This window comes from Lacrimispora sphenoides JCM 1415 (assembly GCF_900105615.1).
Lineage (GTDB): Bacteria > Bacillota > Clostridia > Lachnospirales > Lachnospiraceae > Lacrimispora > Lacrimispora sphenoides.
In genome coordinates this window covers 440,725-455,136 of record NZ_LT630003.1, presented here as the reverse complement: position 1 = coordinate 455,136, position 14,412 = coordinate 440,725, and the positions used below count along the sequence as shown (strand labels likewise).

At 42.1% G+C, this 14,412-nt stretch carries 16 protein-coding genes; all 16 read right to left on the bottom strand.

Translation table 11 applies throughout. The features are described from left to right. Positions 1-6 precede the first annotated feature (6 nt). The 16 genes from BMX69_RS01945 to BMX69_RS01870 all read right to left on the bottom strand — a co-directional run bounded on the left by BMX69_RS01945 (position 7) and on the right by BMX69_RS01870 (position 14,233). Positions 7-828 (bottom strand): ABC transporter permease, encoded by an 822-nt coding sequence (locus BMX69_RS01945; RefSeq protein ID WP_100041403.1) that lies wholly within the window; start codon positions 826-828, stop codon positions 7-9. A 3-nt stretch (positions 829-831) separates the two neighbouring features. Continuing rightward, positions 832-1,701, bottom strand: a complete 870-nt coding sequence (locus tag BMX69_RS01940) for an ABC transporter permease (protein ID WP_054789684.1) — start codon at positions 1,699-1,701, stop codon at positions 832-834. Next, a complete protein-coding gene (locus tag BMX69_RS01935; RefSeq protein ID WP_408610335.1) occupies positions 1,701-2,894 on the bottom strand; it encodes an ABC transporter substrate-binding protein in 1,194 nt (397 codons plus the stop codon). Before BMX69_RS01935 ends, BMX69_RS01940 begins: the two co-directional genes overlap by 1 nt. An 89-nt stretch (positions 2,895-2,983) precedes the next feature. Then, on the bottom strand, positions 2,984-3,886 hold the full coding sequence (locus BMX69_RS01930) for a rhodanese-like domain-containing protein (protein WP_054789682.1): 903 nt from the start codon (positions 3,884-3,886) through the stop codon (positions 2,984-2,986). Between the two features lie 138 nt (positions 3,887-4,024). Continuing rightward, positions 4,025-5,029: an aminoglycoside phosphotransferase family protein gene (locus BMX69_RS01925; RefSeq protein ID WP_054789681.1), complete on the bottom strand. Its 1,005-nt coding sequence runs from the start codon at positions 5,027-5,029 to the stop codon at positions 4,025-4,027. A 10-nt stretch (positions 5,030-5,039) separates the two neighbouring features. Then, positions 5,040-6,377 (bottom strand): TIGR04283 family arsenosugar biosynthesis glycosyltransferase, encoded by a 1,338-nt coding sequence (locus tag BMX69_RS01920; protein ID WP_100041402.1) that lies wholly within the window; start codon positions 6,375-6,377, stop codon positions 5,040-5,042. Beyond that, positions 6,378-6,806, bottom strand: a complete 429-nt coding sequence (locus BMX69_RS01915; protein ID WP_100043742.1) for a C-GCAxxG-C-C family protein — start codon at positions 6,804-6,806, stop codon at positions 6,378-6,380. A gap of 26 nt (positions 6,807-6,832) precedes the next feature. Then, positions 6,833-7,537, bottom strand: coding sequence for a TVP38/TMEM64 family protein (locus tag BMX69_RS01910; protein ID WP_054789679.1), 705 nt, complete (start codon positions 7,535-7,537; stop codon positions 6,833-6,835). Next, positions 7,530-8,531 carry a heterodisulfide reductase-related iron-sulfur binding cluster gene (locus BMX69_RS01905; RefSeq protein WP_054789678.1) on the bottom strand — a complete coding sequence of 334 codons (1,002 nt, stop codon included), beginning with the start codon at positions 8,529-8,531 and terminating at the stop codon, positions 7,530-7,532. The genes BMX69_RS01910 and BMX69_RS01905 overlap by 8 nt, the downstream gene beginning before the upstream one ends. Then, positions 8,521-9,201, bottom strand: a complete 681-nt coding sequence (locus BMX69_RS01900; RefSeq protein ID WP_054789677.1) for a TVP38/TMEM64 family protein — start codon at positions 9,199-9,201, stop codon at positions 8,521-8,523. Before BMX69_RS01900 ends, BMX69_RS01905 begins: the two co-directional genes overlap by 11 nt. Beyond that, on the bottom strand, positions 9,194-9,679 hold the full coding sequence (locus BMX69_RS01895; RefSeq protein ID WP_100041401.1) for a hypothetical protein: 486 nt from the start codon (positions 9,677-9,679) through the stop codon (positions 9,194-9,196). Before BMX69_RS01895 ends, BMX69_RS01900 begins: the two co-directional genes overlap by 8 nt. Before the next feature lie 10 nt (positions 9,680-9,689). Next, complete coding sequence (locus BMX69_RS01890; protein WP_054789675.1) at positions 9,690-10,769, bottom strand: sulfurtransferase; 1,080 nt, start codon at positions 10,767-10,769, stop codon at positions 9,690-9,692. A 320-nt stretch (positions 10,770-11,089) separates the two neighbouring features. Continuing rightward, on the bottom strand, positions 11,090-11,350 hold the full coding sequence (locus BMX69_RS01885; RefSeq protein WP_330387583.1) for a (2Fe-2S)-binding protein: 261 nt from the start codon (positions 11,348-11,350) through the stop codon (positions 11,090-11,092). Between the two features lie 66 nt (positions 11,351-11,416). Beyond that, positions 11,417-12,712 (bottom strand): LysM peptidoglycan-binding domain-containing protein, encoded by a 1,296-nt coding sequence (locus tag BMX69_RS01880; protein WP_100041399.1) that lies wholly within the window; start codon positions 12,710-12,712, stop codon positions 11,417-11,419. Positions 12,713-13,050: 338 nt separating this feature from the next. Beyond that, positions 13,051-13,719, bottom strand: coding sequence for a class I SAM-dependent methyltransferase (locus BMX69_RS01875; RefSeq protein ID WP_197678656.1), 669 nt, complete (start codon positions 13,717-13,719; stop codon positions 13,051-13,053). A gap of 19 nt (positions 13,720-13,738) precedes the next feature. Further along, on the bottom strand, positions 13,739-14,233 hold the full coding sequence (locus tag BMX69_RS01870) for an HD domain-containing protein (RefSeq protein ID WP_100041397.1): 495 nt from the start codon (positions 14,231-14,233) through the stop codon (positions 13,739-13,741). Between the last annotated feature and the right edge of the window lie 179 nt (positions 14,234-14,412).

The following is a 14,412-nucleotide window of genomic DNA, read 5'->3' as shown; positions in this document are numbered from 1 at the left end:
GTCATCTCATTCCGATGTATAATATTCTCCGGCCCCATGTTTCATATAGCGGCCTGCCGCCCATTCAAACACCCCAAACACGAGCAATGTCACGCCCAGAAACAAGGTGCTGTAAATACAGGCAATGTTTCTATTACCGCTTTGCAGATAGGGAACCATAAGGATCGTAAAGGTCTTTACATTTCCTCCTCCAATCAACAGCGTTACAAAATACTGACTGAAAGAAACGATGTATGACATGCTGACCGCTGAAAGAATCACAGGCGTCAGCATCGGCAGAGACGTTTTGTAAAAGGCCTGAAAAGGAGAGGCTCCCAGGACTCTGGCCTGTTCTTCCAGCCTGCTTCCTACAGCCGCCGTCCCATCCATGATGAGGCGCACAGCATAAGGGAGCGAACAGATCAGATGAGCAATGATGATCCCTGCAATCCTGTTGTTTAACCCCATTTTAATAAATGTAATCTGTATCCCCATTGCAAATACGGTGGCAGGAACCATAAATGGAAGGATGGTGAAAAAATACACCAGCTGTTTTCCGGGGAAACGGTATAACAATATGGCTCTCGCCGTCATAATGCCGATCACCGCAGATAAGGCAGCTACAACCGTGGAAATCAGAATGCTCGACCAGAGGATTTGCAAAAGCTCCTTTTTTCTTCCTGCTATTTCTAAAATAGCTCTCTTTGAAAACACCTGAGGCACCAGATACGGCCATGTCCACCGCTCCGTGAAAATCCATAGAAACAGAGTAACCGCCGGAATAAGAATGGCAGCCAGCAAAATGAACCGCATCATGCTTATAAATATTGATTTTCTTTTATTCTTCATGGTCTATTGTTCTTCCGTTAAACATTTCACATTTCTCCGCATCATCAGAAAATATAGTAGTGCGCTGATAAGGGAGATTATGATAATAATTCCATTTAAAGACATGGCATAAGGCCGGTGTCTTAATTCCGGATGAATATACTCTTGATACGCAATAACCGGCAATGCCTTGGGTACCGTGGCCCCAAGTAAAAGAGGAAGCTCATACGCCCCCAGTGCGAAAACAAAAATAATCAAAAATCCGCTTATAATTGTATTTCTGCACAAGGGCAGCGTCACCCTCCAGAACACCGTCCACGTTTTCGCTCCAAGATTTGTCGCCGCTTCTCCCAGACTTCCGTTTATATTAGCCATCAGTGCGAGGACGAAATAAATAATAAAGGGAATTTCCTTCCACAGATATGCCATGATGATTCCGATCCCGTGAGGATCATAGATTAGCATTGGAAACTGCTGCTGTTCCTGTATCATGCCAAACGCATAGGCAGCCCTGGCCAGGATTCCATTCCTGGAAAAAATATTGATGACAAAAAGCGCCGCAACCACATGAGGCACGATGATCGGAAGCTGGATGATACGCATAACTGCTCCCTGAGTTTTCTTTCCCATGACGCATACACCGCAAAAAAATACGCCGCCTGCCGTTGCAAGAGCCGATGAAAACAGTGCAATCCTAAGGCTGTACAGCACCGATCTCATCATATCCGGCCGTGACAGAACCTCCTTATAATACAAAAGCGTTGGCTTCTTTAACCCAAAAGCTGGAATTACCCCTAAGCTTTGGGTAATTCCAGTTACTAAACCAATCATAAACAAAATGGTAAGCAATATTTGGGGAGCCAAAAGCAAGTATGGCATCAGCTTATCTTTCATTATTTTCCTGCCACTTCTTCTGTCCATATTTCTTCAATAATGGGAACCAGCTCAGCCGGCATTTCCGGAAGACGTTTTAATAACAGCTCATCCTGGGGAATCGTTCCCTTTCCAAGCTCCACCTCATCAAATGATGCTTTCTGTTCCTTTGAAAGCTTTGAATTATCAAGAACCGGTATGACCTTCAATGTATCATAACGGTCAGCCTGAATTTCCGGAGACAGCATTTCATTGATTGCCACCATTGCACCTGCCTTATTTCCGGAATTTGCTGCAATAGCCATAAAGTTGGTATTTCCGATGGTCCCCTTCTCAAACTGGAACGACTGTGTTGTCTGCGTATATGCCCCGTCCGCTATCTTAACAGCAGTTCCGTAGGCATCATAGGTCATGTTCAGCACAACCTCTCCGTCTGAAAACATATTGTCCAGGGTCGTTGAGGAATCCGGGAAGGTTTTTCCTTCATTCCATAAGTACGGATTCAGCTCCCTTAAATATGCCATAGCTGGTTCTACAGCAGCTTTTACCGTTTCCTTATCCCCTTTCATATCCAAAAACTGTTCATATCCACAGATCTCATAGATCATATTTCTTACAAACGCACTTCCTGTAAAATCCGGTAGCGCCGGATAAGTCACCTTTCCCGGATACTTCCGGACAAATTCCTTAAAGTCTTCAGCGCTTTTGGGCATGTCCGGGGTTACAGCCGTATCCGCAATCAGAACGATCTGCGCTTTTCCATAAGGAGCTTCAAACCCTTCAATGGGGTATGCAAAATCAAGCGTTACATCTTCGGACGTTACATCTACATAATCCTGAAAATTGGGAAGTTTATCCGCGAAAGGCCCATAGAGCATATTGTTTTCTTTCGCAGAACGGAAGTTTTCTCCATTGATCCAGATCATGTCAATGCTTCCGTCCTTTTCGCCCGCCTGGATTTCTCCTGACAACTGGCTTAACACCTGATCAATATCCATTGGGACACGTTCCATGGTAATGTCATACGTTTCCTTCATTACCGTTGCGAAGGTATTGTCCAGCCATTCATTGAGCTTCTCATCCCCGCCCCATCCATAAAATGTTACGGTAGTGCCCTTTGCTTCCTCCTTCATTCTGTCGAAGGACATCTCTTCTGTTTCTAAAGCCGTTTTTTTCTCTTCTTTTGGTCCTTCATTGTTCCCGCAGGCTGTCATGGATAGAGCTATAACAACCGCCAGAAGCGATGCAGAAATTCTTTTTTTCATATCGTTTCTCCGTCTTTCACTGTCTTACTGCAGGTTTATTACTTTACAAATGCTGCCTGAACGTCACCGTCTTTTGCCCCGTTTTCAATGATAAACAGATTCTTTTCATCAAAGCCGGCATCCTTTAATACGGAAATCGCTGTCTTTGCGCATTTATTTCCGCTGTAGCATAAGAAATATACCGGCTCATCTTTATTAAGCTTCTCTGCCGCCAGTTCATACATTGCGGTCTGTGCATCTGCACTTTCAAAATCTTTTAAATTCACCTGAAGAGAATTTTCCAAATGGCTTCCTGCATATGTATCATCATCACGCACGTCCACGATCTGAGCATCTTTCTTTGCAATCACATCTGCTGCTTTTGCATACTGCCAGTCTATACCTTCTTCCGCACGGTTTGTTGTCAGCGCCCCTTTTTCTTTTGCCAGGGCTTTTGCTCCCCCTTCAACTGTATAGATAAGACCTGCATCGATTCCGGCTTCTTCTAACACCTCTGTTGACTTCTGAGCCCCTCTTTGCCCGCTGTTGCAGATAATATAGATTTTCTCTCCGTCCTTTAAATTTTCTTCCGCATATGCTTTCATCTGATCTGTCAGGGATTCGTCTTCCAGCGGGAAGATGGGACACCATTCCGAATTGGCAACTCTTCCTGTTCCGTAATTAGACCACTCCCTTACATCAAGGACATGTGTTTTTCCGTCAGCCCCCGCTTTTACTGCATCCCCGGCAGATACAAACTGGTATTCTTCTTTCCCTGTGTTTTCTGCTGCTGATGTAAGTTCCGCTGCCGTTGTGCCTTCTGCTGCCACTGTGCTTTCTGCTGCTGTACTTTCCACTGCCGTTGTTTCTTTCTTCTCTGCTCCATTTCCAGAGCTGCATCCCGCAATCATAGATACCGTCATTGCTGACACTAAAACAGCTGATAAAAACTTCTTTTTCATAAATATTTCCTCCTTAGTTTTCCGGTGCGTATATATTTTTTCAGCACCGTTATGATGATTATAAAGGCAATTCACTTCATTTAAGCGAAATCGCCATAGTTACCGATTCATTAATTCCATATATTTATATATCTACTATCAGCCAACAAATCCTGCTATTTTATCCAGGAATCCATAGCTTAAATACGCCTCCAGTTTACGGGCTGTTGACTCATTGATTATTTCTTTGTCCGGCTGCTTATATTCCACCCAGGCCATTGCACACCAGGTGATGCCCCGCAGGCACGTAATGGGAATATACGCCCAGGTCCGTTCTTTCAGGCCGTCAATATTAAATCTCCCTGCTGCCTTTTTGATATACGCATCTGTAAACTTCTCCATCTGTTCACTTTCCAGAATCACATCTGTCTTCCAGAAGGTTGTGGTAGGTGCAAGAAAGTGCCCAAGGTCCTGTGCCGGATCGCCGTAGATCGGCTTTTCCCAGTCAATCAAGTAATTCCCTTTTCCTACTCCGTTAATAAGAAAATTCGTTGAATTCAGCTCCGTATTAATGCAGCACCGGTAGGCTGGCTTTGGCAGGCTGTCTGCCCTTCCCCAGCCTCTGTCCAGCATCCTGCGTATTTTTCTTTTCTTTCCTTCGTCTCCAAGAGCAGACTCTTCATACGTCCGGAACATCTCCTCGCATTCTTCCAAAATTGCTTTTAAAGGATTGTCCGGCGCCACCAGCGGCGTCTCCCTCCCAAGGTCAATGCTGTGTATATCCGCCAGGCAGTCTGCTGCATAAAGCAGTTCCTTTTCGTAATCCAATGCATGTCCGGGAAGATACTCCATTACCATTACTCCAAAGGGAAGCTTCTCCTTAGTCCCATCCACATATAAGGGTCTTGGCGTGCGTCCCGAATCCTTTAACAGCTCCAAAGCACGGAATTCATACCCAATCTGATCTTCAAGATGCATCTGGCTTCCAAAATTCACTCTCAGAATAAGCTTTTTCCCTGTCACCGGATGGAGAAACAGGTAGTTTCTGTTATACTCACCCTGAGCCAGTATCCGGTATTCTTCTGTAACCTCCTCCAAAAGCCCCAGTCTTTCCCGATATCCCTTCCATTTGATGTATTCTCTTAATCCCTTTACCTGATCCATATCTCCACCCCTATCTGATATCCCGGTACATATCCGAGATTTGTTCTATGGATACTCCGTCCCGGTACATTTTTCGTAGCCGGTTCATTTTCCACATGAGCTTCAGCTTTGGTACGGTCCCTTTTGGAAAACGCCTGTCCGATGTATAAATTCTTCTTCCTGTCATCCCAAGCTTCACTTGTTTTTCCTTTAATGTCAGTGAGAACTGGTAGTCTTCCATGATCGGAATCTCGGGAAACATTCCAGCTTCAAAAAATAACTCCCGGTCCACAAAAATTCCCTGATCTCCAAACATGACCTTTCGGTCCTTAACTCTGTGGTTGGAAATCACCCTGCATGTAAACATGAAAAAGTTATGGGAGTGAAATGCTATCCCAAAGCAGCCTGCCTGATGATCCCGCATCACCCGCCTGATTTCCGCAAGTGGCTTTGGCGGAAGCTCACTGTCACAATGGAGGAAAAACAGAATATCTCCGCAGCTTACTTTCGCTCCTGCGTTCATCTGCCTTCCCCTGCCTTTTTCACTATGCAGCACGGTATATCCGGGATCTATTAATTCCAGTGTGCGGTCTGTGCTTCCCCCATCCACGAACAATATTTCACATTTTCCCTGCAGTTCCTTTAACTGCTCCTGAAACATTACAATTCTTTTTTCTTCATTATATATGGGGATAATGATAGAGACCGGAGTGATTCCAGCCGCATACCGCCCGGTTTCCGTCTGTTTCAGTTCTTTCTTAACACGCATTCGTTTCCGGTACTGTTTTAAATCCGATGGGGTGTCCATATCCCAAAGCATCTTCGTATAGCCCACCGTAATTCCGGCCTGGGAAAGTGCCTTTATGGTTTCCTTTAAAACTGCTCCATGCCCATACCGGTCAAGGCCAAAGACCTCCCGCCGGGCTTTCTTCATCCCTACGAGATAATATCCTCCGTCATAGGTTTTCCCGAACACCACATCCCGGGTCTGAAGCACTTCAAATGCCCGATTAAGATCATCGGACCGAAGCTCCGGCACATCGGTTCCAATCAGAATGCATTCCTCATACCCCATAGCAAATACTTCTTCAAATGCACGATACATCCGTTCTCCCAGATGTTCCCCCCGCTGCAGAAAGTACCCTCTTTGCTTTCCCATTACTTCTTCTAGATCCCTTTTTTGTTTATCTTCATCCGGAGTATAACAGACAAAAATACTAGCCTTACACTTTTCACATTCCTTTTTTATGTCATTCAAAAAACAGATATGAAGCTTTGCACATTGCCGCGGACGAAGCTGGGGCATCATCCTGGTCTTCGTACTTCCCGGTATTGGTACCCTTGTAAATATGATAATTGCCCGTCTCATTTATATAATCTTTCCTAAAATTTCTATTGTATCTTCCACTACTTTGGGGCAGAACTGAAGAAGCAACCCCTGTTCCATCACCTTTGCCAGTTCTTCCTTCTTTGAAATATCATGCCCCAGTAAAACACGGCAGATACAGGAAGGATATTTCTCCCCAAACAGCCTCTTAAATTCCCCGGTTTTCTGCTTCATTACCTGCTTCTGCCCGGTATCTCCCTCTTCACTATGCCCGTATTTCATTCCAAGCACCATCAAAGCCCCCGTAACAGCGCCGCATGTTTCCCCGCACTGCATACCTCCCCCAAAGCAGGCAGAAACCTTCCTAAGCAGTTTCTTATCGACTTCTAATTCATCCGCAAACGCCCCTGCAACTACCTGAGAACAGTCAAATCCCTGGAGGAATAATTCCTGGATTTCTTCAAAGGTGATATGCTGTCTTTCATAAGTACCCATTCTTACTTCTCTCCTTTTTGTCTTTGCTTTTCCACGTATATTTTTCTTGCCATTACTATGAACGCCGACAATGCAAACAAGATCATAAGCCCTGTTACTAATAATTTTGCTCCGCCTGTCAGCATTCCTCCCACATAGGAATACACAATGGTCGCCGGAAGCTGACCGATTCCGGTTGCAAGAAAGAAGGAGCCAAAGGACATGGAAGTAAGTCCTGCCCCATAACTTACAAGGTCAAAGGATACAAAGGGCAAAAGACGACAGACCAGAACCGTACTTTTTCCATACTTTTCAAAGAACGCATCCACCTGCTTTAATCCGGCCTTGCTTGTAAACTTTTCTGCCACATCTCTTCCCAGAACTCTTGCAATATAAAAGCACAGCGCTGCTCCCGCCATGGCACTTGTCCACGAGAGGATCGCTCCCTGCCACCAACCGAACAGATTGGCATTTGCAAAGGTAATGAGAAAGGCTGGCAGAGGAGCCGCTATAGACTGAAATATCATAAGCCCAAAGGATATTACAGCTGCATACGCCCCCCAGGATGCGATGAAATCTTTCACTACTCCAAAATCGCCGCTTGCAAACATTTTAAATACCAGATTCATAGTTTCTTTTACTGATGGTATCCCATAATAACTTGCTATCGCAGCCCCAATCCCCAATATCAACACGAATTTCTTAATCCATTTACTCTTTTTATTCATTATTTTTCTCTCTCCGGTATTTTGTCATTATTCGGTTTACCACAGATCTGCCTGTGTCCGGCCCCTCGTTTCTCTCTAGTATTTCTAAAAGTATATGCTTTGTATCCTTGTATCCTTTTCTTACAAAGTTCCCTGAACAGGAAGCACAGTAAGTATATATGGTCCTCTCACTCTCCTGCCCGATGCTGCATACCATCTGTTTTGCCAGATCCTTTTCTTTGCTCCCGGCGCAGCCTCCAAGCCCGCAGCACTGCACATGAGAGATCAGATCCGGTTCTTCCTTTAAAAACGCCCGTATGAAGTCCAACTGCTCTTTATTTTCCCTGTCCGGACAAGGCGGAAATATGGTGAGCCTTCCCTCAATCATCTTCCCGATTCCAAGCTCCCGAAGTTTTTCATATATACTCACTACGTTTACGTTCAGGCGGGGTTTTAAATAAGCGTAGCAGTTTGGACAGAGGGTAATCACCTCCTCCACGCCGTTTTCTCTTAGCTTTCTCTCCACTCTTCCAATAATCTCTTCTTCCTGCTTCTCCATTCCCAGTTCTGCAATTGGCTTTCCGCAGCAGTCAAATACCGTCCCTGCTCCTGCTCTTTCCCGAAACAGTTCCATCAGGTACCTGGTCGTCTTGGGATAATAGGCCGGGAAATTACAGCCCGGAAATAGGACGCTCTTTTTCGCCCCAAGACCGTAGTTCTGAAATAAATAGTTCTGTTTCTCCCTTACAAGCATTCCGTAGCCTTTTTCACGAAGTTGTCCATCATTCCTGCGAACCTGCTCCTTTCGCATCCCTAAAACGACTTCTCTTCCGTCAATTCCCTTGGGACAGACTTCAGAACATCTGCCGCATAAAAAGCAGTGATAAGAAAGCTCCTCCAGCTTTTCTTTATCACCGATATCTATGTTATATTTTTCCAGAAAGAGACAGTGCTGCCGGCAGATATGGCAATGAACGCATGCATCCGGATCCATGATTCTCGGCTTATCTTCCATCTTGCTCCTCCTGTATGTATCTCCTCTTTAAAAATACCCCCATTCCCATCACCCCAATTGCCAATACAGCCGCGATCCCCATATACAGAATCCGGTTTTCTTTGTCCGCAAGCCCGGCCGTTCCAACCGTGTACATCGCGGTACCCGGAAGCATGAAAACCAGAGAACCGATCATATAAGTGCTGAATTTAATATCTGTAATACCGTAGGCAAAGTTTTGGAGGTTATAGGGAAATACCGGAACAAGCCTTGTAATGATGAGGACAAACAACTGGTTTTTTCCAGAATTGTCAAACAACCATTTATTCAGATATTTATTCTTTACCACCATTGGTCTGACGGTGTCTTTTAAAAAGAACCTACCCGCCGCAAATGCAAAAACCGCCCCGATTGTGGTAGCCGCAGAACAACATACCGTACCCAGAACAGGGCCAAATAACAGACCGGCAAATATTGCAAATGTGACACCTGGAAGGGCCAGAAAGGCACAGCCTGCAATGGTGAGCAGCATATAGATTGCAATGGCATAGGGTAGATTATCCTCTACCGCCTGCTTTAGAAAAGCCAGATTATCCATATTACTGATATAGGAGGACCACCCAAATACATGATTAAAGCAAAGAATCATAACGATGATTCCTGCAAATACCCACACTTTTTTATTATTCATCCTTTTTCTTTCTCCGCATCACATGTACCGCCCCTGTTTTTATGATTTGCAGCAGCGCTGCCGCTCCGAACATCAGGCTGATAAAATAGTACGCTCTCATCGTCTTTGTGGATCCAATATAAGTATAAGTTCCGTAAAACGCTGTAAGTATAACCATAGCAACATGCATTGCAATCTCCAGTCTCCCCTTTTGCCCGCGCCGGATAACCAAAGCTGCCAAAAGCAGAAGTGTCAATGCTGTCAATACTGAAATAGAAGTGTATTTCAATGTTTCCATGGGAAACGAGCGCTCCCAGCCTTGACTTTTATAGATCACATATCTTGCCATCCCCATTTTTTTCCGGGTAAAATATTGGATGATGTATGCACCCGCTAAAAATAGAATTTCTGCAAAGGTTATAATAAAATATCCAAACTTTTTCATTTTGCATTTTCCCATGTTAAAATAAGCGCTGCCGCTTCCGCGTCCAGCGCTCATATACTTATTGTTATTTTGCTGCTTTGTCCTTGGAAAGATTACCTACCGTGGTATATTCACATTTACCGCTTACAGGATCTCCCACCTGCACCGGTAAGCTGTCATCCATCTGCCACTGATACCAGCCTCCGTCATAAAGCTCTGCGTTGGTATAGCCGTTTTCGTAGCAGATCAAAAATGGGATTGTGGCTCTCCAGCCCGTTCCGCAGTAAAATGCCAGTTCATTGTCAAGAGAGGCTCCGGATTCTTTTAAATATCCTTCCAGCACATCCATACCGACTGTCGTTCCATCTGCCTTATTATAAGAACCATCGTCCGTATCATGTCCCCAAATCGCGCCTTTGGGTTCTCCTGCCTTATCGATATATCCGTATCCGCTGGTTTCTCCAGAGAATTCCGCCTTGCTCCTGATACTCACTAATTTGAAATTGCTGTCACTTTCAAGCTTTCCTTTTACGTTATCAATGGAAATAACATATTCCGGATGGGCAGGAACTGTTGTTCCAAATCCCTTGTCTGTTGCCTTCGGCTTATTACTGCCTTTTTCCGTGCCGTAACCGGCTTTGGTCCAGGCCTCAAACCCGCCATCTAAGCATTTTACATTTTCTACTCCTGCCCAGAGCAGAGTAAATGCGACTCTGTCATCTGCAGAATTTATTCCATCCGCTCCATAGCATATGACTGTCGTATCTTTTGTAATACCGTAATCAGCCATCAGCTTTTCTATTTCCTCCGGTGTGCGGATGTTCCAATATTCTTCTGATTCTATGTAATCCGTATTCATATGATAGGCACCCTTGATATGTCCTTCTGTATATGCAGGATTATCTGCTTCCTCTCCCCATGCACATTCCAGAATTACATAATCAGTTGACTCTTCCTGATTCCCTTCAATTACGCTCTGCACCCAGTCCGGTGATACGTACACCTTTTTTTTATCCACCGGATCAGCGTTTACATCAGTCTTTTCTTCCTTCTCCGTCTTCTTTTCGCTTTCAGCAAGTTTACTTTCAGTCTTTGCTGCACATCCTGTTGTCAGTGATACTGCTATGGAAAGACACAGCAATACACCCAGTACCCTTTTTTTCATAATACTTCTTCTCCCAATATGTATAATTTTTAGCTATATTAATTATAAGTAGGTACTGCTTTTGAGTCCAATTGATTTAATCGATAAGTAACCAGTCATTTATAGATTCTATCTATAAATACTTTTTATCTGCATACCACGAAACAGAATCTTTTCATAGGATAAACGTTCAAACTGTTACTTTCTTGGCTAAAAAAAGACCATTGCAAATCACTTTGCAACAGCCTTTTTACAAATTATTATAGCAATGTTTTCCTATAATCACCCGATAAATTAATTAGATGGAGGCACTTAGCCGGGTCATAAAATCAATGTGAAAATTACTTTTCTTCTTCCCAGTTATCCAAAATCTGCTGAATTTTTTCTCCGCAGCGTTTTCCTTTACAGCTGCCATTGCCAGTATTCGTCTTACTCCATACTTTTTCAACGGTATCTGCACCTTCTGAAATTGCCTTTTTTATTGTTTGTTTAGAAACTCCTTTGCAGATACATACCTTCGTTAATTTATCAATAATTTCCTGATTGTCCATTGTTTTCTTTTTCCTTCCTTTATCTAAATTTAAGCCATTTTGGTTAATCATGCTGAATTAGAATTTTACCATACTTCTGTTCATGTTATCAACAATATTGAAAAATCACATGATTGTTTAACTAATTCCCAAACGTCTCTCTATATAATATTGATTATTAATAATAAGCCACATTTGGGCATCAAATCTCATAACAGTCCAAAGAGATAAACCCTGGAGATTATATTCTCCAGCCAGCGCTGCCCGTGCATCAAAGCTTCTTGCATCTTTAAACCATATTACATGCATAATTCCACTACTGTCAATATAATAGAAATAAGGTGATTGCGCCGCTTCATTAAATTGTATTGGTATATTATTTTCCGCTGCAATTAGTACCGCATTTTCATTGGTTATTACAGTGGCTTCTGTGGCACCGGGAACATAGGGAAGTGTCCAATCATAACCAAGTGTAGTGATACCTAGAAAAATTAATTCAGATGGAATAATACTAACCGCATAATCTAACAAGCCTCTCAAAAAATCAACCGGAAAGATTGAGCTTGGATAGCTGTAAGTCCTTGCCCAGTCATAAGATGAAAATATAATTCCATCCACATATTCAGCAAATTTTGAATAGTCTAATTTTTCAAAACTGGCATATGGGGTTTCACTATTCGTAACCGGTGTTGTGGTGATCACGATCCTGACACCCTCTGAATGAAATATCGCTGAAGCTTTTTTCAAATATTCTGCAATATTATTTATATTGTCTAAGGTGATGTCTTCGACATATATGTTGATACCATAATAACCTTTTGCTTTTACTATTTGAAGAGCATTATTAATAAGGCTATCCTGTATAGTAGGGTTATTTAAAATTTCATAGTTCACTTCACGGCTGGCTATTCCCTCTCCCGAAATCGTGGAAACAAACAACATGGGCGCAACACCATATGATTTAGCCAGCTGGATAAGTTCCGTGTCGTCAGCAGTTGCGATAATCTCTCCTAAACTTGTAGCTCTATAATTGAAAATAGTCAAATACGTTAAAAAAGGAAGTGTTTTTATTAAAACAGATTTATCTATATAGGAAAAGATATAACCACTGGTGGCAATTGTTTTGGATTTATCCGTTTGATATTTTATAACAATCGTTTCACCGGAGTACAAATATTCTCTATCGGAGAGATAGGGATTATTTCTTAATAATTCCATTGTTGAAACACCGTGCTTCTCTGCAATACTTTCTAAAGTATCACCATCCTGGACGGTATAAACTATTTCAGGTTGAACAATCACAATCGTTTGGCCTATTGCTAAATTGTCTGGGTTAATAATTCCGTTTTCCAATATTAATCTGTCAATAGGGATTTTGTAATACTCTGATATTGTAAAGATGGTTTCACCAGGTTGGACAACGTGTATGATCATAGCTATCCTCAAATGATCTTATTAATTCTATTATATGCCAATCCTACCTGTTCATAACAATATGTTACAAACAATTACATAATTTTTTGATAATCATATTTAATAGCGGGACTAGACAGCCCTTGTCCAGGTTTACACCTTCAAAAGAGCAATTCGAAAGGATTAAAAGCTATCCCCTATTTGCGTTAAGGGATAGCTTTTCCGTTTGGTTGTATACTAATGTCAATTAGTATTTTTAGCCTGATCTGCTGTATTTCAGGGACTTTATGTGCATTGCAAAGGAGCGGGAAGGGATGTTCCGGATATCATCTATAAGTAACTGACATTCCACTAAATGTTTATTTTTTAATAATAAAGAGCCTATTCATGCCTTTCTGCCAGGTATATTGGAATTCTAAATAGGCAATCATCTCACCAAATCTTGATAACTGTTTCTTCCAATATTCTGTAGTGGCCTGCCGAAGATGAAGAATCCCATCTTCTTCATATAGATTTCCCCCTTTTTTCTGATATCCAAACGATTCAAGTTCTTCTTTGGAATAATAAGGGTTCATTTTGATAAACCAGCAGCCGTCATGTTTCAAGAGACTGTTTAACTTAAGCATCGTCTCATTGGAGACATCTTTAGGCATTACATCCAGAACATTTGATAAAATAATTCCATCAAACTCCTCTTTCTCAAACTGATCTAAGAATTCCTTTCCTCCAGTAAAGAAATGGGTTCTTCTATAATGACTTAGCTTGGCTGTTTCTTTTGCAAATCTAATACCAGTTTCTGCTTTATCTACTCCGACAATCTGATGATCTGGTTGATACTGAAGGTATTGAAAAGAAACATCACCAGTTCCGCATCCAAAGTCCAATACTCGTTTTGTTCTGCTGGCAAACAATTTCAACGCTTCGTCAAACATTGGTTCAACCTTTAGTTCTATCTCTCTTAGATCCAATGGCTGATATTCTTCAAAAATTTTGTTCCACATATCGGTCTCACGTTCATAGGCTTTCATATTTAATACCTCTTTTCCATTAAAAAAGGAGAGGAACATAATCTCTCAAATTCTGCATATTTTGTGTGATATCATCAATACTTTCTTTCGTGGGGGATAAATCAAAATCATGAAATCTAATTAATAAACAAACATCCTGTCGGATATTATCTTCAAAGCCCAGTCTCTGCAAAATCAAATCCGCCAGTAATTCACTGACCTTCTCATGCCCCTTAAAGCTGTCAACTCCATTGATTGTTCTCTTGGTATATGGTTTGCCGATATCATGAAACAAAGCAGCCAGTTTCAGAGTGATATCTTTCCTTACGCCGTTTACTATCTCATAGGTATGGGCAAGCACTGGTACACGGTGAGCCGGCATATTTTGTTCACAATCTTTGCAAACAATTAATTCTGGAGAGATTATATAAAGTTCATCTTCTAACAATTGTAATTCTTTATCACTCAAAAATAAAGCTTCCAAGTATTCTCTCGGCATTTTATCAGTACTACCCAATCCATGTTGTTTATTCATTTCATATAGAATCCTTCCATAGTTGTATAGTCTCAATTATATCATATTTCCGTTTGCCACTCAAAAAAATAGTACTTAATCTGTGAAATTTTAACTTACCTGATCTTGGACAATAAAAAAACCTTCATATCTTGATAGTTGAAATCTTAAACTATAATTTAAAGCACTAAAATAAGTCC